General features: G+C 70.8%; 24 protein-coding genes and 2 tRNA genes. 16 read left to right on the top strand and 10 right to left on the bottom strand.

Annotated features, from left to right (window positions below):
* Positions 1–762, bottom strand: a complete 762-nt coding sequence (locus GKS42_RS08220) for a hypothetical protein (protein ID WP_154793381.1) — start codon at positions 760–762, stop codon at positions 1–3.
* 27 nt (positions 763–789) lie between these two features.
* Between GKS42_RS08220 and GKS42_RS08225 the strand changes: the two genes are divergently transcribed.
* The gene (locus tag GKS42_RS08225) at positions 790–1,128 is read left to right on the top strand and encodes an MGMT family protein (protein ID WP_232847975.1); all 339 of its coding nucleotides are present in this window, start codon (positions 790–792) and stop codon (positions 1,126–1,128) included.
* Positions 1,129–1,190: 62 nt separating this feature from the next.
* Here the strand turns inward: GKS42_RS08225 and GKS42_RS08230 are convergent, their stop codons facing one another.
* The 3 genes from GKS42_RS08230 to cysK form a co-directional block, all read right to left on the bottom strand.
* On the bottom strand, positions 1,191–2,900 hold the full coding sequence (locus GKS42_RS08230; RefSeq protein WP_232847976.1) for a cellulase family glycosylhydrolase: 1,710 nt from the start codon (positions 2,898–2,900) through the stop codon (positions 1,191–1,193).
* A 273-nt stretch (positions 2,901–3,173) separates the two neighbouring features.
* Positions 3,174–3,755, bottom strand: a complete 582-nt coding sequence (gene epsC, locus GKS42_RS08235) for a serine O-acetyltransferase EpsC (protein WP_154793383.1) — start codon at positions 3,753–3,755, stop codon at positions 3,174–3,176.
* Position 3,756: 1 nt separating this feature from the next.
* The gene (gene cysK, locus GKS42_RS08240; protein ID WP_154793384.1) at positions 3,757–4,692 is read right to left on the bottom strand and encodes a cysteine synthase A; all 936 of its coding nucleotides are present in this window, start codon (positions 4,690–4,692) and stop codon (positions 3,757–3,759) included.
* 237 nt (positions 4,693–4,929) lie between these two features.
* On the opposite strand from cysK, the gene GKS42_RS08245 reads away from it, so the two are divergent.
* Together GKS42_RS08245 and GKS42_RS08250 are read left to right on the top strand one after the other, a co-directional pair.
* The gene (locus tag GKS42_RS08245) at positions 4,930–5,568 is read left to right on the top strand and encodes a PadR family transcriptional regulator (protein ID WP_154793385.1); all 639 of its coding nucleotides are present in this window, start codon (positions 4,930–4,932) and stop codon (positions 5,566–5,568) included.
* Positions 5,565–6,776 (top strand): FAD-dependent monooxygenase, encoded by a 1,212-nt coding sequence (locus tag GKS42_RS08250; protein ID WP_154793386.1) that lies wholly within the window; start codon positions 5,565–5,567, stop codon positions 6,774–6,776. The genes GKS42_RS08245 and GKS42_RS08250 overlap by 4 nt, the downstream gene beginning before the upstream one ends.
* A 12-nt stretch (positions 6,777–6,788) precedes the next feature.
* On the opposite strand, the gene GKS42_RS08255 is transcribed toward GKS42_RS08250, so the two are convergent.
* Positions 6,789–7,829: an SdpI family protein gene (locus GKS42_RS08255; RefSeq protein WP_154793387.1), complete on the bottom strand. Its 1,041-nt coding sequence runs from the start codon at positions 7,827–7,829 to the stop codon at positions 6,789–6,791.
* The gene (locus tag GKS42_RS08260) at positions 7,826–8,182 is read right to left on the bottom strand and encodes a GntR family transcriptional regulator (RefSeq protein ID WP_154793388.1); all 357 of its coding nucleotides are present in this window, start codon (positions 8,180–8,182) and stop codon (positions 7,826–7,828) included. Before GKS42_RS08260 ends, GKS42_RS08255 begins: the two co-directional genes overlap by 4 nt.
* A 378-nt stretch (positions 8,183–8,560) precedes the next feature.
* Here GKS42_RS08260 and rpsN point away from each other — a divergent pair, with 378 nt between their 5' ends.
* From rpsN to rpmF, 3 genes are all read left to right on the top strand, one after another.
* Positions 8,561–8,866, top strand: coding sequence for a 30S ribosomal protein S14 (gene rpsN / locus GKS42_RS08265; RefSeq protein WP_154793389.1), 306 nt, complete (start codon positions 8,561–8,563; stop codon positions 8,864–8,866).
* Positions 8,867–8,910: 44 nt separating this feature from the next.
* Positions 8,911–9,168 carry a type B 50S ribosomal protein L31 gene (locus GKS42_RS08270; protein WP_154793390.1) on the top strand — a complete coding sequence of 86 codons (258 nt, stop codon included), beginning with the start codon at positions 8,911–8,913 and terminating at the stop codon, positions 9,166–9,168.
* A 108-nt stretch (positions 9,169–9,276) separates the two neighbouring features.
* Positions 9,277–9,447: a 50S ribosomal protein L32 gene (rpmF, locus tag GKS42_RS08275; RefSeq protein ID WP_154793391.1), complete on the top strand. Its 171-nt coding sequence runs from the start codon at positions 9,277–9,279 to the stop codon at positions 9,445–9,447.
* 164 nt (positions 9,448–9,611) lie between these two features.
* On the opposite strand, the gene GKS42_RS08280 is transcribed toward rpmF, so the two are convergent.
* Positions 9,612–9,685 (bottom strand) — tRNA-Gly (locus GKS42_RS08280).
* A gap of 67 nt (positions 9,686–9,752) precedes the next feature.
* Between GKS42_RS08280 and GKS42_RS08285 the strand changes: the two genes are divergently transcribed.
* Positions 9,753–9,826 (top strand) — tRNA-Pro (locus GKS42_RS08285).
* Between the two features lie 172 nt (positions 9,827–9,998).
* Here GKS42_RS08285 and GKS42_RS08290 read toward each other — a convergent pair.
* Both GKS42_RS08290 and GKS42_RS08295 read right to left on the bottom strand, forming a co-directional pair.
* Entirely contained in the window at positions 9,999–10,598 is a 600-nt protein-coding gene (locus GKS42_RS08290; protein WP_154793392.1) for a GNAT family N-acetyltransferase, read from the bottom strand.
* Complete coding sequence (locus tag GKS42_RS08295) at positions 10,595–11,185, bottom strand: carboxymuconolactone decarboxylase family protein (RefSeq protein ID WP_154793393.1); 591 nt, start codon at positions 11,183–11,185, stop codon at positions 10,595–10,597. The genes GKS42_RS08290 and GKS42_RS08295 overlap by 4 nt, the downstream gene beginning before the upstream one ends.
* Before the next feature lie 113 nt (positions 11,186–11,298).
* Here GKS42_RS08295 and GKS42_RS08300 point away from each other — a divergent pair, with 113 nt between their 5' ends.
* Positions 11,299–11,664 carry an ArsR/SmtB family transcription factor gene (locus GKS42_RS08300; protein WP_290368049.1) on the top strand — a complete coding sequence of 122 codons (366 nt, stop codon included), beginning with the start codon at positions 11,299–11,301 and terminating at the stop codon, positions 11,662–11,664.
* Positions 11,661–12,203 carry an SRPBCC domain-containing protein gene (locus GKS42_RS08305; RefSeq protein WP_154793395.1) on the top strand — a complete coding sequence of 181 codons (543 nt, stop codon included), beginning with the start codon at positions 11,661–11,663 and terminating at the stop codon, positions 12,201–12,203. The genes GKS42_RS08300 and GKS42_RS08305 overlap by 4 nt, the downstream gene beginning before the upstream one ends.
* A gap of 18 nt (positions 12,204–12,221) precedes the next feature.
* On the opposite strand, the gene GKS42_RS08310 is transcribed toward GKS42_RS08305, so the two are convergent.
* Positions 12,222–13,301 (bottom strand): NAD(P)H-dependent flavin oxidoreductase, encoded by a 1,080-nt coding sequence (locus tag GKS42_RS08310; RefSeq protein ID WP_154793396.1) that lies wholly within the window; start codon positions 13,299–13,301, stop codon positions 12,222–12,224.
* A 120-nt stretch (positions 13,302–13,421) separates the two neighbouring features.
* On the opposite strand from GKS42_RS08310, the gene GKS42_RS08315 reads away from it, so the two are divergent.
* The 7 genes from GKS42_RS08315 to clpX all read left to right on the top strand — a co-directional run bounded on the left by GKS42_RS08315 (position 13,422) and on the right by clpX (position 19,682).
* Positions 13,422–13,802, top strand: coding sequence for a VOC family protein (locus GKS42_RS08315; RefSeq protein WP_154793397.1), 381 nt, complete (start codon positions 13,422–13,424; stop codon positions 13,800–13,802).
* Positions 13,775–14,641 (top strand): MerR family transcriptional regulator, encoded by an 867-nt coding sequence (locus tag GKS42_RS08320; RefSeq protein ID WP_210769337.1) that lies wholly within the window; start codon positions 13,775–13,777, stop codon positions 14,639–14,641. Before GKS42_RS08315 ends, GKS42_RS08320 begins: the two co-directional genes overlap by 28 nt.
* A 55-nt stretch (positions 14,642–14,696) precedes the next feature.
* Positions 14,697–15,032, top strand: coding sequence for a hypothetical protein (locus tag GKS42_RS08325; protein ID WP_154793398.1), 336 nt, complete (start codon positions 14,697–14,699; stop codon positions 15,030–15,032).
* 187 nt (positions 15,033–15,219) lie between these two features.
* Positions 15,220–16,716: a trigger factor gene (tig, locus tag GKS42_RS08330; RefSeq protein ID WP_154793399.1), complete on the top strand. Its 1,497-nt coding sequence runs from the start codon at positions 15,220–15,222 to the stop codon at positions 16,714–16,716.
* A gap of 176 nt (positions 16,717–16,892) precedes the next feature.
* A complete protein-coding gene (locus GKS42_RS08335; protein WP_174791059.1) occupies positions 16,893–17,510 on the top strand; it encodes an ATP-dependent Clp protease proteolytic subunit in 618 nt (205 codons plus the stop codon).
* Between the two features lie 76 nt (positions 17,511–17,586).
* Positions 17,587–18,219, top strand: a complete 633-nt coding sequence (locus GKS42_RS08340; RefSeq protein WP_154796606.1) for an ATP-dependent Clp protease proteolytic subunit — start codon at positions 17,587–17,589, stop codon at positions 18,217–18,219.
* A gap of 179 nt (positions 18,220–18,398) precedes the next feature.
* A complete protein-coding gene (gene clpX / locus GKS42_RS08345; protein ID WP_154793401.1) occupies positions 18,399–19,682 on the top strand; it encodes an ATP-dependent Clp protease ATP-binding subunit ClpX in 1,284 nt (427 codons plus the stop codon).
* The last annotated feature ends 306 nt before the right edge of the window (positions 19,683–19,988 follow it).

The raw sequence follows: 19,988 nt of genomic DNA on the forward strand, positions 1-19,988 counted from the left end.
TCAGGCCTCGCGCAGGCGGCGGGACAGCGCCAGCAGGGCCACGTGCAGGGGGATCAGCACGATCACGAGCACGGGCAGGAACTGGCACGCGAACACCCAGAGGCCGAACACCAGGGCGCTGGCCACGGTCCAGACCAGGTCACGGACCGGGTGCCCGGACGCTCGGGTGCGCACCGCGACGTCTCGCGCCGCCTCGCCGGCGCGGGACTCCTGCAGGAGCAGCCGGCGCAGGCTGATCGTGCCCACCACCTCGGACCCGGCCGAGCCCAGGTACCAGCCGAGGGCGGCTGCCACCGCCAGCGCCGTCGCCGCACCGAGAGCAAGTGCACTTGAGCTGTCGGAACCGCCCGCGCCGGCGAGCCCGTCCCGCGCGGCCAGGGCCACGCCGAACGCGGCCAGCGGCGTCAGCGCCGCACCGGCGAGCACCGCCGTCAGCACGAAGGCGCCCTCACGCCGGTTGCCGGTGCGAGCGGCCCGGAACGAGGCGACCAGCAGACCGAGCGCCGTGGTGAGCGCCCACGCGACCAGGCCCGCGAGGACGTAGGCGAGGGCCGCCGTCGGCGGGGTGAGAACGAGCAGCGCCACCAGGGCGAGCACGCCGATACCGGCCCGCAGCCATGCGAACCGCGCGAGCGAGGTCAGCCGGGCCAGCACCACGGCGTGCTCGTCGACGTGGTCGTGCTCGTGGGTGGCTTCGCAGTGTGGGCACACGTAGCCGGCGGACTCGTCGGGGGCGGGTGCGGACTCGGAATGGGTGCTCATCGACATCTCATGGGTGATCATAGGCGGGTGAGAGACGTCGCCGAGGACTACGTCGAGGCCGTGCTCGACCTGGTCGCCCAGATCCCGCCGGGCCGTGCGAGCACCTACGGGGTGATCGCCGAGGCCGCCCGCGAGCGCACCGGCAAGGGCAGTGCCCGCACCGTCGGCCGGGTGATGGCCCTGTACGGGTCGGACGTGCCGTGGTGGCGGGTGGTCACCGCGAGCGGTGCCGCCGCCGAGCGGGTGGCCGGGCGCGCCCTCGAGGCGTTGCGCGCCGAAGGTGTCCCGCTGACCGCGCACGACCCGCCGCGGGTGGACCTGCGCGAGGCCGGCTGGGAGCCCGGCGAGGAAGCCGAGAGCGCCTAGGACAGAACCGGCGGCTGGGCCGAACCGCCTGCGCGATCTACGCAGGCGGCCCGGGGACGGCGTCAGTCGTTCGTGGTCCCGAGAACGACGGTTCCATCGCGAGCCACCGTGTACCGGACCTGCTCGCCACTCCAGAAGTGGAAGGTCAGTTCGACGGCGCGGCCGTCCTCGACCTCGGCGAAGAACGCCGGGCGGAGCACGATCTCACCCGCGGCCGCGTCCGGCGCGAACGTCTGGTCGAACTCCTTGAAGGGCGTCCAGTTGTTCGGGCCGGCGTTGGATCCATCGTCTGCGTACCGCGCCTCCATGGTGGCCAGCCGATCCCCGTTGAACTGCGTGGGGATCGCGAAGTCCTCCGTCGTGCCCGTGGCGTCGGCAGGTGAGGGTGTCTCGTATGCGATCACGTCGATCCGCCAGGGCAGGCCCAGTCCGCGGGAGAAGGCAGCGGTGAGCTCGGCGCGCTCGCCCAGTTCGCCGCCGGCCACGATCGAGCGCAGCAGGGCGGCGGTCAGCGTGAGCGTCTCACCCTCGATCAGGTAGTCCCTGCCCCTGCGGAGCCCTTCGCCGTCGAGGTAGAGCCCGATGAACCGATGGCGGTCCAGGTCGAGGATGACCTCCTGCGCCGTGACCGCGCCCGGACGCACGAACACCTGGTCGGTCGACGCCGTGGCGGACTGTGTGGTCCAGCTCGTGGAGATGCGGGCGAACAGCTCCGGGTCCCGCCAGGTCAGGGCGGTGCGGTCGAGATGCTGACCGTTGTCCCACAGCATGGTCGTGGCACCGGTACGGCGAGCCTCCTGGCCGAACTGCTCGAAGAACTTCAGCTTCTCGCCCTGCTCGATGGTCCCGGTGTGGCGGTCGAAGCCGAGCAGGCCGTACTCGCCGATGATCACCGGGATGCCCTGGGTGATCAGCGAGTCGTTGACCCGGGTGAACATGTCCCGCATGTGCTGTTGAGCGACCTCGTCGAAGCGGGTACCGCCGGCGATGTTCACGCTGAACGGCCAATAGCCGTAGTAGTGCACGGTCGCGGCAAGGTTCTCGTCGTCCAGGGCGTCGAAGGTGGCGAGCAGGGCGTCCAGCCGCGGCTGTTCGTCGTTCGTGTGCAGCGTCGGGAGCACGAGCAGGCGGTCGGAGTTCTCGCCGCCGGAGGAGCGGACGACGTCGTGGAAGATGACGTTGAGCTCGTGCAGCAGCGCGTAGGCATCCTCGTCGGTGACGTCGGCGAACTGCGGCTCGTTGAGGCTCTCGAACACCAGCTCGGAGGGGTAGTCGACGAAGCGCTCGGCGAGCTGTTCCCAGGTGGCGGTGAACTGTGCTCGCACCTCGGCTCCTCGTGCGGCCATCTGATTCGTCCACATCCAGGAGTCGTGGTGCAGGTCGAGCATCACGTAGAGGTCCTCGGCGAGGGCCCAGTCCACGACCTCGGCGATGCGGTCGAGGAACTCGGGCTCGATGGTGTGGTCCGGCGCGGCACCCTCGTGCTGGCCGAGGGTCACCGGGAGTCGAATGCTGTGGAATCCCTGGTCGGCCACGGCGGCGATCAGTTCGGGCGTGACGCGTGGATTGCCCCAGGCGGTCTCGTCCGCGCCGACGGCGTCGAAGGTGTTGCCGAGGTTCCATCCCGGCTGCATCGCGGCCACGGTGCGCTCCGCGAACGTCGGTGCGGAATTCTGGTCCGGCGGGTCGGCCGCGACGGGCATCGCGGTGCCCAGCGCGAGTGCCAGCCCTACGGCCAGCGCGGTGATGGAGGACGGGATCGATCTCTTCACGGGGTGCCCTTCTTTGCGCACGGTTTCCTGGGCCCCCGACTCAAGTGTCGAAGCGCCTCGATAAGCCAACTGGCTTCAGAGGTCTCCTGTCAAGGGGCCGTGCGGGAACCAGCACGACAAGGAGGCGTCCGTCGGATCGAATCGGTTCGAATCCCGATGCTCGAGGAAGCGCCGCGCGGGCACGTCGGAACCGCGCACCCCACCCGTGCTACGGCCCTGGTGTGCGTCCGCGCCGACGGCGGCGAGAGTCCCCGGCCGTCGGCTCCAGCCGGCTCAGATGTAGATCGCCGGGTCGATCAGGTCCTCGGGGGATGCCTCGGCCGGCCGGGGCCGCGGGCGACCGGGCACGCCCACCACCACGTCGCCGTCGGCCACGTCCTTGACCACGACGGCGTTCGCGCCGATCTGCACGTCGCTGCCGATGGTGACCGGTCCGAGGACCTTCGCCCCGGCTCCGATCACCACGTTGTTCCCGACGGTCGGGTGGCGCTTGCCGTGCGACATGGTGCGCCCGCCGAGGGTCGACCCGTGGAACATCAGGACGTCCTCGCCGACCTCGGCGGTCTCACCGATGACGACACCCATCCCGTGGTCGATGAAGAATCGCCGGCCGATCACGGCGCCGGGGTGGATCTCCACCCCCGTGAGCGTGCGCGCCAGCTGGGAGATGATCCGGGCCGGCAGCCGCAGCAGCGGCGAGACGTGCCACACCTTGTGCGCGACCCGGTGCAGCCACAGGGCGTGCACCCCGGAGTAGGTCAGCGCGACCTCGACCCGGGTGCGCGCCGCCGGGTCCCGACGGCGCGCCGTGGCCAGGTCCTCCGCGATCAGTGCGCGCAGTGGCAGATGGTGCACGTTACTCGGCGAGGTCCGCGAACAGGATCGTGGACAGGTAGCGCTCGCCGAAGGACGGGATCACGACCACGATCGTCTTTCCGGCGTTCTCCGGGCGGGCCGCGACCTGCAGGGCGGCGTCGATCGCGGCGCCGGAGGAGATGCCCACCAGCAGACCCTCCTCGGTCGCGGCGCGGCGGGCCACCTTGACGGCGGTCTCGGCGTTGACGTCGATGACCTCGTCGTAGATCGAGGTGTCCAGGATCTCCGGCACGAAGTTCGCGCCGAGGCCCTGGATCTTGTGCGGACCTGGCTGGCCGCCGTTGAGGATCGGTGACTCGGCGGGCTCGACCGCGATGATCTGCACCCCGGGCTTGCGCTCCTTGAGGACCTGCCCGACGCCGGTGATGGTGCCGCCGGTGCCGATGCCGGCCACCACGATGTCGACGGCGCCGTCGGTGTCGTTCCAGATCTCCTCGGCCGTGGTGCGGCGGTGGATCTCGGGGTTGGCCTCGTTCGCGAACTGGCGCGCCAGGATCGAGCCGGGCCGCTCGGCCGCGATGGCCTCGGCGCGGGCGACCGCGCCCTTCATGCCCTCGGCGCCCGGGGTCAGGATCAGCTCGGCGCCGTAGGCCTTGAGCAGCATCTTGCGCTCGTTCGACATCGTCTCGGGCATGGTCAGCACCACGTCGTAGCCGCGGGCGGCGCCGACGAACGCCAGCGCGATGCCGGTGTTGCCGCTGGTCGCCTCGATGATCGTGCCGCCCGGCTGGAGCTCGCCGGAGGCCTCGGCAGCATCCACGATGGCCACACCGATCCGGTCCTTGACGCTGTTCGCCGGGTTGTAGAACTCGAGCTTGGCGAGCACGGTGGCGCCGACGCCCTCGGTGAGGCGGTTCAGCCGCACCAGGGGCGTGTTGCCGATCAGTGCGGTCGCGTTGTCGTAGATGCGGGCCATGGTTCCTCCGGGTGGCTTCGTCTGCATGGGCGGTCAGCCGCTCGACCGGAGGTCCTCACCGACCGATTGGTTGAACGGACGACTTTCGTTACGCCGTCATCCTTCCACCACCGACACGCACCACGCACCCCGTCGTGTGCTCGGGAGTGCGGCAACGCCCGACGGCGGCCGGGCGGGTCGTGTGCGTCCCGTCAGCTAATCTTGTCGAACTAGTTTTTGCGAACTAGTCTGGTGCGCATGCCCCGACGAATGACGAACCTGCTCGGCCTCGCCGTGCTCGTCTACCTCGAAGAACGACCGATGCACGCCTACGAGCTGCATCGCCAGTTGCTCGATCGCGATGCCGCGCAGACCTTCCGGCTGAGCTACGGCGCGCTCTACAGCGTGGTCCGGCAGCTCGATGCGGCGGGCTTCATCAGTCCATCGGGCACCGACCGCGCCGGCCGAATGCCCGAGCGCACCACCTACACGGTGACCGGCGAGGGCCGTGCCGAGACGCGCCGGTGGCTCAGTCGCCTCATCGCCGAGCCGCAGCATGAGTACCCCGCCTTCGCGGCCGCGCTCTCGCTCATCGTCGTGCTGCCCCTGGACGACGCGCGCACCCTGCTGGAAGCCCGGCTGGAGCGTCTCGGGGGCGACGTCGCGGCCATCGCCGAGCAACGCACCGCGATCGTCGCCGGCGGGCTGCACCCGATCTTCGTGATCGAGGACGAGTACCGCGAGCGGGTGCTCGGCGCCGAGGCCGACTTCATCCAGACCCTGCTCGACCGCCTCGACGACCCGGATGCCGGCTGGACCGAGCCCTGGCGTGCCTACCACCAGGGGGTCGTCGGCGCTCCCGAGAACCCCGCGGACACCACAGGAGAACCGTCATGACCGCAGCACGAACAGCACTCGTCATCGGTGGTGGTGTCGCCGGCTCGGCGGCTGCCGTCGCCCTGACCCGGGCCGGGATCGAGGTGAGGGTGGTCGAGGCGCGTGAGCGCGCCGACCGCGACCGCGGCTCGTTCCTGACGCTCGCGACCAACGGCATCGACGCCCTGCGGGCGATCGAGGCCGACGGGCGCGTGCTCGAGGCGGGCTTCCCGACGGCGGCGATGACCATGCGCAGCCATACCGGCAAGCTGCTCGGCACCACCAGCACCGGCAGCGCGCTCGCGGACGGCACCGTCAGCCAGACCATCCGCCGCGCCGATCTGGTCCGAGCGCTCCAGGCCGAGGTCGAGGCACGGGGGATCGAGATCCGGTACGGGCGTCGCCTGGTCGGGCTGGACGCCGGCCCGGGGCGGGTGCGCGCCGAGTTCGACGACGGAAGCGTTGCGGAGGCGGACCTTCTGGTGGGCGCGGACGGCATCTACTCCACCGTGCGTCGTCTCGCGCTGCCGGCGTCGCCCGGGCCCGTCTACTCCGGCCTGGTGACCACGGGCGGGTACGCGCCCGGGCTGGCGCTGGGTTCGCCGCCCGGCGACTACGAGATGATCTTCGGCAAGCGCGCGTTCTTCGGCTTCGCGGTGGCACCGGGCGACGAGGCGTGGTGGTTCGTGAACCTGCCCCAGCGCCGTGAACCGGCTCGGGGAGAGCTGGACGCGGTGGGCGCGGCGCAGTGGCGTGCACGGTTCGCCGAGCTGTACGCGGACGACGCCGGGCCGGCTCTGGAGATCATCGCCGCCACTGCCGACTTCGCGCCGATGACTCCGATCCAGACCGTTCCACGGCTGCGACCCTGGTCCTCGGGCCGGGTCATCGTGATCGGCGACGCTGCCCACGCGCCGTCGCCGACGTCGGGTCAGGGCGCCTCGCTCGCCATCGAGGACGCGGTGGTGCTCGCCATGGCGCTGCGTGACGGCGACAGTGTCGAGGAGGCGTTCGCCCAGGTCGAGGCCGTTCGCCGGCCGCGCGTCGAGGCGATCATCCGGATGGCCGCCCGGATCAACAACAACAAGGCGCCCGGGCCCGTCGGCCGGCTCGTCCGGGACGCGGTCCTGCCCAGGATCCTCGGCTCGGCGATGGCACAGAACGGCGCCAACCGGGCCTCCGAACACCATCTCGACTGGACGGCCGGCCTCACCCAGGGCAGCCGCTGACGCACCCCCCGATCAGGCGAGCGGCCCGCCCGAGGAGGATCCGCCGTCGGGCATCGGCGTCCGTGCCCGGACTGCCACCGTGTTCAAGAGAGCGGCGCCGCGCTCGGCGTCGGGGACCGTCACCACGACGACGCGCCCGCCGCTGCGCTGGATGCTGATCGCCGGGCCCTTGCGGACGACGAGGCCGGTGCGGCCGCGCACGTCCGTGCGTAGGCCCCAGCCGCCGAACTCTGCGAACGGGGAGATGGTGATCGCGTCCGCGCGCTCCACCTCGTCCGCCGGCACCCGGATGCGGGGCCACCCGTACAGGCCACGAGCGGTGAGGCCGCGCGCGTCCACCCGCACCGACCAGGAGGTGGTCGCGGCGACCAGGGCGGCCGTCGCGGCCAGGACCGGGATCAGCCACCACTGGCCGGTGAGCACGCCCAGCACCGCGCTACCGGCGAGCACCACCACCACGAGCGTCCACAGCAACCACGGGCGCGCAGGAGTCACCGTCCGGATCCAGACGGCGGTCTCGGTCGGCCCGAGCGGGAGCCGGGCCGCATCGGCCGCAAGTTCGCCCGTCGCGGCCTGCGGAGGATCGGAGCCGGCCAGGGCGCCGACGGCCGCGCCGACGACGGCCAGCGCGAGCAGGCCAAGGGCGATGGTGGTACCCGGGTCGCCGGCCTGCTCGGCGGTCGGGACGTCCAGCTGCACCCAGCACATGCCCACCAGCAGCACCGCGTACATCGCCGCCATCCCCGCTGAGATCCCCACGATCATCCGGCGGTTCAGGGCACTACGGCCGGTGACGACCGACAGGGTCGCGGTCACGGCGAGCGTGGCGAGGCCGAGGATCAGCATCGGCGCGACCAGCCCGGCGAACGAGCCGGTCCGGTCCACGCCCGAGATGCCCCAGTGAACGGCGACCGGGTCGGGCAGTCGGTCGCGCCAGGACAGCACGAGGGCGTAGGCGCCGCCCAGGAGCAGTGCGGGCAGCACCGCGCCGAGCGCGATCGCGCGGCCCCGATGTGGCAAGGGTGTCCGGGACTCTCCGGCAGCAACGGTCATCGGGTCTCCTCGTGAGTGAGCAGGCCCGCGAGGGCCTGACGGGTCAGTCCGAGCCGGTCGCCCTCGGCGACCAGAGTGTCCAGGGCGGCGCGCAGGTCCCGGAAGTCCCGCCCGCCGGTCGTCGAGACCGTGGCGCCGCGGCCGCGGCGGACCTCGAGCAGGCCCTCGTCGCGCAGGGTGCGGTAGGCGTGCAGGACCGTGTGCACGTTCAGGTCGAGGGACTCGGCCAGCTCGCGGGCGCTCGGGAGCCGCTCGCCGGCGCTGAGCTCGCCGCGCACCACCGCGAGCCGGACCGCCGTGGCGATCTGGTCGAACAGCGGCGCGGCGCTGGTGGGGTCGACCGTGATGAGCATGGCCTCATTCTATTGTTCTAGTTGAACTAGAACAACTTGGGTGAGGCGGCGTACGCAGGGTGAGGGATCCGTCACACCCCGCGCGCCCGGGCGGGTGGCAACAGGGTGCGAGGTGTCCCGCGAGCGGAATCTTGGGTATCATCTCTGAGGCGCATCGTGACCTCGAAGGTCCCGTGTGCCCACGGGTGGCACGCCCGCGACCGGGATTCCGGCGCAGACGTTGACAGCCAGGTTAGTGGGGAAGCGCCCTTCACCGGGATGGCGACCTCGCCCTCACCGACATGAGCGCCGGGGTGACCCGGGGGTCGGGCGTGTGGGGGAGCAGGAGCAAGGTGCCACTAGAGCGCACACCGTAATCGCAAGGAGCAGAGGACACGCATGGCGAAGAAGTCCAAGATCGCCCGCGACGCGCAGCGTCGCGTGATCGTGGCACGGTACGCCGAGCGCCGCGCCGAGCTGAAGAAGACGTCGGTCAACCCGAACGTCGCCGAGGCCGAGCGGGACGCGGCCCTGGCCGCTCTGCACGCCCTGCCCCGGAACGCGAGCCCCACGCGTGTGCGCAACCGGGACGCAGCGGACGGACGCCCCCGCGGCTACCTCCGCAAGTTCGGACTCTCGCGGGTCAAGCTCCGTGACATGGCACTGCGCGGCGAGTTGCCGGGCGTGACGAAGTCCAGCTGGTAATCACCGCACAACCCCCCATGCAGCGAACTAGGTAGGAAGCAGACATGAAGAACGACATCCACCCGGATTACCACCCGATCGTGTTCCGGGACATCTCGGCGAACTTCTCGATCCTGACGAAGTCGACCCTGACGTCGGACGCCACGGTCGAGTGGGAGGACGGCAACACCTACCCGGTGGTCGACGTCGACATCTCCGCGGCCTCGCACCCGTTCTACACGGGCAAGCAGAAGATCATGGACACCGCCGGCCGCGTCGAGAAGTTCCGTCGCCGCTACGCCAAGTCCGGCGACCAGGCCTGATTTCTCCGGCGGGGCCCACACCGGGTCACCGACGGTCTGTGCATCACGCATCGGCGTGAGGCAGTTTCACGACGATGCTCCATCGAGGACGGAAGGGGAGGTAGAGCCATGGCAGTTCCGAAGCGGAAGATGTCGCGCAGCAACACGCGTGCGCGTCGCTCACAGTGGAAGATGACGGCGGCGGACCTCGTACCTGTCCGCGCCGGCGGGCGCGAGGTCAAGGTGCCGCGGCGCCTGGCTCGCGCCGTCGAGCGTGGCCTGGTCGACGCCGACGACTGATCCACCAGCGCAGCCTGGCGATGGCCGCTCCCTCCTCGTGAGGGGGCGGCCATCGTCGTCTCTGCCCGACGGCGGAGCCCGCCCTGCGTGATCGGGCGACGGCCCCGTAGGGCGCGAGCACGCACGAACGCCCGGGCCGCGAGGCGGCCCGGGCGTCCGGGGTCTGGAGCGGGTGACCGGGATCGAACCGGCACCATCTGCTTGGAAGGCAGAGGCTCTACCATTGAGCTACACCCGCAATGACTCGCCCATAAGGATACTGGGTCAACGGGAGTGCTCGGTCATCGCTAGACTCAGACCAGCAGCGGGGTGTGGCGCAGCTTGGTAGCGCATTGCGTTTGGGACGCAAGGGTCGCAGGTTCAAATCCTGTCACCCCGACAAAGAAGAAGGCCAGACGGCGCCAGCCGTTCTGGCCTTCTTCTCTGTCGCGGTGACACGATGCTGGGAGGAGGAACGCCCGGCGAGGAACGAGCCGGTCGTGACGCCGGTTCCTGTCACCCCGACCGGCGACCCCCATCTCCTAACCCGCGGCCCCCCAGGTACCGGCCCGCTACGTCAGGTCCCGGCGCATCAGCCATCGCGTCAAGCCACCCGACGTCGAGGTGGTCCGGGCGACGCGCTCGAACCCGGCGGCCTCGAACAGCCCCGTCGTGCCGACGTAGGCGAACGCCGAACTGATCCGCCCGCCCTCCGGGTCGATCGGGTACGCCTCGAGCGCCGGAGCTGCCCGGGTCGTGGCGTAGGCGACGGCGCCATCGAGCAGCTCGGCGGCCAGCCCCTGGCGTCGGAACGGTGGCCGGATCACGAAACAGATGACGCTCCAGACGGGAACGTCATCCACGGTCGGAATCGTGCGGGAATGGGTGAGGCGGTGATGGCTCGCCCGCGGGCTCACCGAGCACCAGCCCGCGGGCTCACCGTCGACGTAGGCCACGACCCCGGGCGGCGTGCCCTCCTCGGCGTACCGGCGCAGCCGGGCGGCCCGGTCAGGTCCGCGCAGGCCCTGGTTCTCCCGGTTCGGCAGCCGGTAACTCAAACACCAGCACACCGGGGCGTCCGGGTTCTTCGGCGCGAGGATCGCGACGACATCGTCGAAGCGCTGAGCCGTTGCCGGGCGCACCTCGATCGCGCCCGGGTCTGCGCCGTTCATGCGTTGCCGATCGGCCGACCGACCACCATGCCCTCGAGCACCTCCGGGTCGAACGCCGCCGCCGTCTGCGGGTCGAGCCGGGCGCCGAGGCCGTCGAGGACGGTCGTGAAGAACAGGCGCGCGGCGACGGCGTGCACGACGTCCGCGATCTCGGCGTCGGTGAACCCGACATCCCGGAGGGCGTCGACGTCCGCGGCAGCGACGGTGGAGGCGTCCTGGGCGACCTTCGTCGCGAACGCGTAGACGGCGGCGTCCTGAGCGGAGAGGGTCTGCCCGTCCGGCGCCAGGCCGAGCTGCTCGAGGGTGTCGCCGTCGCCGCACACGTCCCGCAGGAATTTGCTGTGCGCCACCGTGCAGTATGTCGAGCGCCGGGCGCGCGCCGCCGCGATGGTCACCAGCTCGAACCGGCGCCGATCCATGCCGCCGCGGATCGTCAGGTTGAGGTTCGCCCACGCGCTCGCCACGTCCGGCCGGGTCGAGAAGCAGCCGGCGTAGTCGGGCAGGAAGCCCCAGCTGCTCCGCTGGGAGTGGTACCACTCGGCGAGCGCACCCTCGGCCGCGCTCTCGGCCGTCGTGTCGATGAACATGGCCAATCGTCCCGCCGCACATCCGTGCAGACAAGTAGGGACGAGGGCGACCGGCCCCGAACATTGCTGGACAGGTATATAACCAGTCGGATATGTTATCCGGGATGATATCGATGTGGTCGGCGGTGGGTGACCCGAACAGGCGAGCGATGCTCGGGCTGCTGCGGGTGAGGCCGCGCACCGTGACCGAGCTCGTGGACGAGCTCGGACTCAGTCAGCCGGGCGTCTCCAAGCACCTGCGGGTGCTGAAGGAGGCCGGGCTGGTCTCGGCGCGGCCGGAGGGCGCTCGCCGCCACTACCGACTGGAGCCGGAGCCGCTGCGCGAGCTCGAGGACTGGCTCGGCCCGTTCCGCGCGTTCTGGAACGCGAGCCTCGACGCCCTTGAGGACCACCTCGACGCCCGGGCGCAGGAGCCCGAGCCGGCTCCGGCCGCACCGGCACCCACGACCGAGACCAACCGACGCAAGGACCTCCGATGACAACCGAACGTGGAACCTACGAGCAGATCGACGGGCAGCACGCCCTGCGGTTCGTGCGCGACCTCGCCCACCCGATCGAGCAGGTCTGGGACGCCGTGACCACACCCGAGGGACTGGCGGCGTGGTTCCCGTGCCGGATCGAGGGCGACCTGCTCAGCGTCGGCGCCGCCCTGCGTTTCGTCTTCGACGACGACCACCCCGAGGTCGAGGGCACCGCCGGTGGCACCGTGCTGCAGGTGGAGCCGCCGACGACGCTCCGGTTCAGCTGGGAGGCCGAGGAGCTCTGCCTGCTGCTCGAGCCACACGGGCAGACAGGCTGTCGCCTGACCTTCATCGACCTGATGCCCGAGGACTACACGCCTGGCGCTGCGCGGACCGCCGCGGGTTGGCACGTCTGCCTGGACGAGCTCACCGAGCACCTCCGCACGGGTGCGGGCACGGCGCCCGGCCCCGAGCCGACGCCGCAGTGGCGCGCCCGGTACGAGGAGTACGTGGCAGACGGTGTGCCCCACGGTGCACCGGTCCCCGGCGCGGACTGAGCCGCCGCCGAGCACCGGTCACAGCCGAGCCATGGCCTCCCGCGCCAGGGTCCGGGTGAGCTCGGCGGCTCCCAGACCCGCGTACCTGGCGCTGAGCGCCCCCGCCTGCCCCGACCACAGCGACATGAAGTCGACGGAGCCGGCCGGCTCCGTCGCCGACCGCAGCGGCGCGAGCGCCCCGCCGGCCCGCGGGAACGGCGGCGTCGCCTCGCTCATCGGCCCGAGCTCGCGCATGGCCCGGTTCACGATGCCGCGCGCGGGACGACCGGTGAACACGTTCGTGAGCGCCGTCGCGTCGTCCGAGTTCTGCTCCAGCAGGGCGTTCCGATGCCCGACGGCGATGCGCGCCTCGGGCGTGTAGAGGTAGGCCGTGCCGATCTGCACCGCGGCGGCGCCGAGTGCGAGGGCGGCCACGATGGCGCGCGGGTCGCCGATGCCGCCGGCCGCGATCACCGGCACGTCGACGGCGTCGACCACCTGTGGCACGAGCGCGAACGTGCCGACCTGAGTGCTCACGTCCGTGGACAGGAACATGCCACGGTGCCCGCCCGCCTCCGCGCCCTGCGCGATGATCACGTCGGCGCCGCGGTCGGCGAGCCAGCGCGCCTCGGCCACGGTGGTGGCGCACCCGAGCACCTTCGCGCCGGTGGCCCGGACGCGCTCCAGGAGCGCCGCCTCGGGCAGCCCGAAATGAAAACTGACCGCCTCGGGACGGAACTCCTCGATGATCTCGCACGCCGCGCCGTCGAACGGGTTCCGGTCCGACGCCACCGGCGTGACGGACGGGTCGAGACCGGCCTCGACGTAGTACGGTGCCAGCCGGGCTCGCCAGGCGAGGTCCGCGACCGGGTCCGGCTCGGGCGTGGTGTGGCAGAAGAAGTTGAGGTTGATGGCCGCGTCGGTGCGCGAGCGGATCTCGGTCAGCTCGGCGCGGACGCGGTCCGGCGGCAGCAGCGCGCACGGCAGCGATCCGAGGCCCCCGGCCTGAGCGACCGCGACCGTGAGGTCGGCCAGGACCGGCCCGGCCATGGGGGCCAGCACGATCGGTGCGGAGATGCCGAACAGGTCCAGGATCCGGGTGTCCGGCCACGACGTCATGACAGCGATGGTAGTCACGCCGGCGGGCGTCGCCGGGGGCTTGCGCCTCACGTGACGTGAGGGCCTACCGTCATCACACCAGCGAGGTCGACCGCCCCGCATCGGACGAAGGAGACCGAGATGACCCGCCTGATCCCGTACCTGACCGTGCATGACGGCGCCGCCGCTGTCGCCTTCTACGCCGCCGCGTTCGGGGCGCGGGAAACGGGGGAACGCTACGACGACGACGGGAAGATCGGTCACGTCACCCTCGCCATCGACGGCGACGTGTTCTACCTCTCCGACGAGTACCACGACTACGGCGCGTACGCCCCCGCGACCCTGGGGCACAGCACGGCGGCGATCGTGCTCGGCGTCGACGATGTCGATGCTGCCTACGCCACCGCGGTGGCGGCCGGAGCGACCGTGGACCGTGAGCCGAGCGACTCCGGCGACGAGCGCCGCGGCTGGCTGGTGGACCCGTTCGGGCACCGGTGGGCGCTGTACACCCCGAAGGGCTGACCGTGGCCGGGGGAGGCCCGCCGGACGGCTGGCGGGTGGGTGAGCTCGCCGAACTCTCCGGGCTCACCATCCGCACGCTGCACCACTACGACGACGTCGGTCTGCTGCGCCCGGAGCGCACGAGCGCAGGGCACCGCGTCTACCGTCGCGAGCACGTCGAACGGCTCTACCGGATCAGCGTGCTGCGCCGGTTCGGCACCCATCTCGACGAGATCGGCCGTGCCCTGGACGACCCGGCCTGGACCCTCGACGACGCCTTGCGCGGGCACCTCGCCGCCCTCGAGGATCAGGTGCTGCGGACCGAGCGAATGCTGCACCGTCTCTCCGGCGTGCGCGCGGCCCAGGCGCCGGCGGCCGGTGCCATGGCGCACACCAGCGACGGCGGGCCAGATGTCGACGTCTGCCGCCGGCTGCTCGCGGTGCTCGAGGACACCGCCGTGGCCCGGACCGAACCCCTGCGCCGGATCGCCGTCCTCGTCTACGAGGACCTCGAGCGGGCCCACGAGCACCTCGTCCGGGTGTTCGGGCTCGAACCCGGACCGGTGCACCGGGATGCGCACGGCGCCGTCGTCCAGGCGGAGGTCCGCACCGTCGACGGGCTCGTCATGCTGCACCCCGTCGCGCCCGGGTGGCGGCTCGCGTCACCCGCCGCCCTCGGGGCCGCCACGGGCATGCTCGTGGTCACCGTCAAGGACGTCGACGCCCACCACGCCGGCGTCGTCGCCCGCGGTGGCACGATCACGTTCGCGCCCACCGACCAGCCCTACGGCGTCCGTGAGTACGGTGCGCTCGGACCCGAGGGCGAACCGTGGTCCTTCTGGACACCGCTCGGCCCCTGAGGGCGATCTCGGCGTCCTTGTGCGCTCCCGCCGGAGGCTGCCAGAATCCACCCCCATGAGCTCGGACGGCCCGCTGACGCTGTGTTGCCTGCTCTGGGCGACGCCCGGGAACGAGGCGGACCTGTCCGCCTACGAGGACACGGTGATCGCGCTGCTCGTCGACCACGGCGCGCAGATCGTCCAACGGGCCGTCGCCGGCGGCGCGGACGGCAACCCGCACGAGGTGCAGGTCTACCGCTTCGCCGACCAGGCCGACCTGGACGGCTACCTCACGGACCCGCGCCGCACGGCCCTGGCCGCCGAGCGCGACCGGGTGGTCGCGCGGACCGAGTTGTTCCCGGTCACCCTGCGCGAGGGAGAGCAGGTCAGGGACCCCGCGGGGGCAACCTGACAGGGGTCCTGGGTCCCGCGTCTCGCCGCGTACCGGTCTCCCACCGGCGGGGTAGACTAGGGGCCGCTGTTCGCTTCGCCGTGCCCTCACGTGTCTGCGGACGCCAATGACGAACGAAGAGGCGGCGACGCCGCCGAGTGCGTTCGCGCGACTTGCCCGACAGACACCCATGAGTGGAGAACACGTAGTGAAGAGCGCCGTCGAGAACCTCGAGCCGACCCGGGTCAAGCTGACCGTTGAGGTCACGCCGGAGGAACTCAAGCCGAGCATGGACCACGCCTACTCCCACATCGCCGAGCAGGTGAACATCCCCGGCTTCCGCAAGGGCAAGGTGCCGCCGCGCATCATCGACCAGCGGGTCGGCCGCGGCGCCGTCGTCGAGCACGCCGTCAACGACGCGCTCCCGGGCCTGTACCGCCAGGCCGTGACCGAGGCCGAGGTGCGCCCGCTGGGCCAGCCGAGCATCGAGGTGACCTCCGTGCCGGGCGTCGCCACCGAGGGTGCTGACGAGGACGCACTCGTCTTCACCGCCGAGGTGGACATCCGCCCCGAGATCGCCCTGCCGGAGCTCGACGGCGTGACGCTCACCGTCGAGGACGCCGAGGTGTCCGATGAGGACGTCGAGGAGCGCCTGACCACGCTGCGCCAGCGCTTCGCGACCCTGGTCTCGGTGGACCGCGCCGCCAAGACCGGTGACTTCGCCACGATCGACCTGCGGGCCACCATCGGCGAGGAGGAGATCGACTCGGTCTCCGGCGTCTCCTACGAGATCGGCTCCGGCAACATGCTCGAGGGCCTCGACGAGGCACTGACCGGCCTGACGGCGGGGGAGACCACGACGTTCAAGGCGCCGCTGGCCGGCGGCGAGCGCTCCGGCGAGGAGGCCGAGGTCACGGTGACCCCGACCGCCGTCAAGGAGCAGGAACTGCCCGACGTGGACGACGACTTCGCCCAGACCGCGTCCGAGTTCGACACCGTGGCAGAGCTGCGCGAGAACCTGCGCGAGCAGGTCGCCGACGCCAAGTCGAACAACCGCGCCGTGCAGGCCCGCGACCAGCTGCTCGAGCACCTGCTCGCGAACACGGACTTCCCGCTGCCGAGCGGCGTGATCGAGGAGGAGATCCACCGTCACCTCGAGAACGAGGGCCGGCTCGAGGACGACACCCACCGCGAGGAGGTGCGCGTCGAGGCCACGGACACGCTCCGCCGTCAGCTCCTGCTCGACACCCTCGCCGAGAAGGTCGACGTCAAGGTCGGTCAGAACGAGCTCATCGAGTTCCTGCTCCGGACCGCCCAGCAGTACGGGATGGACCCGAACGAGTTCATCCAGCAGGCCGACACCAACGGCCAGATCCCGACCTTCGTGGCCGAGCTGTCCCGGAACAAGTCGCTCGCGGTCGCACTGCGCCAGGTGAAGATCGTCGACGGCGCCGGTGCGGAGGTCGACCTGACCGACTACATCGGCTCCGACGAGGAGGACGCCGTCCAGGCCGCCGTCGCCGCTGCGCAGGCCGCTGCCGACGGGGCCGTCGAGGCCGGTGGCATCGAGACCGTCGAGGTGGATGTCGAGGACCTCGAGTCCGCCGACAGCGCCGAGTCCGCCGACAGTGCCGACTCGGCCGACTCCGCGGACAGTGCCGACTCGGCCGAGGACGCCGACGACGCCGACGACGCGAAGGCCTGAGCCTCACCTCACCCGCGCAGGAGGTCCCGCACCCACCCGGGTGCGGGACCTCCGCCGTCCCCGGCAGGCCCGGGCGTGCGCCAACAGCGAAACCAGCGATGTGCGGGCAGATACCGACGGCACTCGGCGTTAGTGTCATGCGCAGGGACAACAACCGACGATCAGGAGCACGAACCGTGAGCGAGATTCCCAAGGCCGCACAGTCGGACCAGCCGGGACTGGGTCTGGGCGACCACATCTTCAACCGACTCCTCAAGGAGCGGATCATCTGGCTCGGATCCGAGGTCCGCGACGACAACGCGAACCAGATCTGCGCGCAGATGCTGCTGCTCGCGGCGGAGGACCCCGAGAAGGACATCTGGCTCTACATCAACTCCCCGGGTGGTTCGGTCACCGCGGGCATGGCGATCTACGACACCATGCAGTACGTGCAGCCGGACGTCGCCACCGTGGCGATGGGTATGGCCGCGTCGATGGGGCAGTTCCTCCTCGCCTCGGGCACCAAGGGCAAGCGCTACGCGACCCCGCACGCCCGCGTCATGATGCACCAGCCCTCCGGCGGCATCGGCGGCACGGCGACGGACATCAAGATCAACGCCGAGCTGATCCTCCACATGAAGAAGGTCATGGCCGAGCTGACCGCCGAGCAGACCGGCAAGACCGTCGAGGAGATCGACCGCGACGCCGACCGCGACCGCTGGTTCACCGCGGCCCAGGCCCTCGAGTACGGCTTCATCGACCACGTCGTCACCGATGCCGCGTCCGTCACCGGTGGTGGCGGGACCACCGACTGACGCCCGCCGATCATCGATTCGTAGGAGAACACTTGTGAACCTTTCCCAGCAGGCGGCGAACTTCGGCGGGCGGGCCATGCCCGCGCCCACGTCGCGCTATGTGCTCCCGCAGTTCGAGGAGCGGACCGCGTACGGTTTCAAGCGGCAGGACCCGTACACGAAGCTGTTCGAGGACCGCATCATCTTCCTCGGCGTGCAGGTCGACGACGCGTCGGCGGACGACATCATGGCCCAGCTCCTCGTCCTGGAGAGCCAGGACCCGGACGGCCTGATCACCTTGTACATCAACTCACCGGGTGGTTCGTTCACCGCGATGACGGCGATCTACGACACGATGCAGTACATCAAGCCGCAGATCCAGACGGTCTGCCTCGGGCAGGCCGCGTCCGCGGCCGCCGTGCTTCTCGCCGCCGGTTCGCCCGGCAAGCGGCTCGCACTGCCGAACGCCCGCGTGCTGATCCACCAGCCCTCCCTCGAGGGTGGTGGCTACGCGCAGGCCTCGGACATCGAGATCCACGCCGCCGAGGTGCTCCGCATGCGCGAGTGGCTCGAGGACACCCTTGCCCTGCACTCGGGCAAGCCGGTGGAGGACGTCCGCAGCGACATCGAGCGGGACAAGATCCTCTCCGCCGCAGGCGCACTCGAGTACGGCCTGGTGGACCAGGTGCTGGAGAGCCGCAAGGCCCCGCAGCTGCCGGCCGGCAAGTGACCCGGAGCGCATGACCCGAACGGCCCGACGCGTGACGACACGCGGCGGGCCGTTCGCGCAACAAAAGACGTGGCGCACGTAGTGTGAAATGGTTGTTGTCGAGGATCGATGACGCACAATGGAACGACGGCGGATCGCCGGGCGACCAGGTTGACCAGCAGATCGGAGAGGTGAGGCGCATGGCTCGGATAGGGGAGGGCGCCGACCTGTTGAAGTGCTCGTTCTGCGGAAAGAGCCAGAAGCAGGTCATCAAGCTGATCGCTGGCCCAGGCGTCTACATCTGCGACGAGTGCATCGACCTCTGCAACGAGATCATCGAGGAGGAGCTCGCCGAGGCGAACGAGCTCGGCCTGGTGGACCTGCCGAAGCCGAGGGACATCTTCGAGTTCCTCGAGCAGTACATCATCGGCCAGGAGGGCGCCAAGAAGTCGCTCGCCGTGGCCGTCTACAACCACTACAAGCGGGTCCAGGCCGGCCCGTCCGCGGCCTCCACCACCGGCGACGACGCCGACGTGGAACTCGCCAAGTCCAACATCCTGCTCATCGGCCCGACGGGCTGCGGGAAGACCTACCTCGCCCAGACCCTCGCCAAGATGCTGAATGTGCCGTTCGCGATCGCCGACGCGACCGCGCTGACGGAGGCCGGCTACGTGGGCGAGGACGTCGAGAACATCCTGCTCAAGCTGATCCAGGCCGCCGACTTCGACGTGAAGAAGGCCGAGACCGGGATCATCTACATCGACGAGATCGACAAGATCGCCCGCAAGAGCGAGAACCCGTCGATCACCCGGGACGTCTCCGGTGAGGGCGTGCAACAGGCCCTGCTGAAGATCCTCGAGGGGACGCAGGCCTCGGTGCCGCCGCAGGGTGGGCGCAAGCACCCGCACCAGGAGTTCATCACGATCGACACCACGAACGTGCTGTTCATCGTGGCCGGAGCGTTCGCGGGTCTCGACGAGATCATCTCCGCGCGGTCCGGTCGCCGCGGCATCGGCTTCGGGGCACCGCTGCACAGCGCCGACGACGTCGACGTGATCGACGACGTCATGCCCGAGGACCTGCTGAAGTTCGGCCTGATCCCCGAGTTCATCGGCCGGGTGCCGGTGATCAGCACCGTTTCCCCGCTCGACAGCCCCGCCCTGGCACAGATCCTCACCGAGCCGCGGAACGCGCTGATCAAGCAGTACCAGCGGATGTTCGAGATGGACGGCGTGGAGCTCGAGTTCACCCCGGACGCGATCGAGGCGGTCGCGGACCAGGCGATCCTGCGCGGCACCGGCGCGCGTGGCCTGCGGGCCATCATGGAGGAGGTGCTCCAGTCGGTGATGTTCGACGTGCCCAGCCGCGAGGACATCGCCCGTGTCGTGATCACCCGTGAGGTCGTCCTGGAGAACGTGAACCCGACCCTGGTGCCCCGCGAGGCCCCCCGGTCCAAGCGGACCCCGCGCGAGAAGAGCGCCTGAGCGCACCCGACGATGACGCCGCAGTAGCGGCCGAGCACCACCCGATCCCGGCGGGACCGCCAGGATCGGGTGGTGCTCTCGTTCCACGCCCGGAACCGATAAGCATCCGCTATCGGTGGGTCGGCGGATCGTTGTTGGACGCCGGCGCCGTGCCCCTGCGAGCATCGACGTCATGACTCGGAGCACCCTGAACCGGCCCGCCGCCACGCGGCGTGGGTCCCGGGCTGCCCGGATGCGGTGTCGGGAGTGTCCCAGCGGGCGCGCCCGAATGTCCTGCTGTCGGCCCTGACGCCGACCCCGCCGGGC

Origin of the sequence: Occultella kanbiaonis, from assembly GCF_009708215.1 — a bacterium.
In the GTDB taxonomy this organism is placed as follows: Bacteria; Actinomycetota; Actinomycetes; order Actinomycetales; family Beutenbergiaceae; genus Occultella; species Occultella kanbiaonis.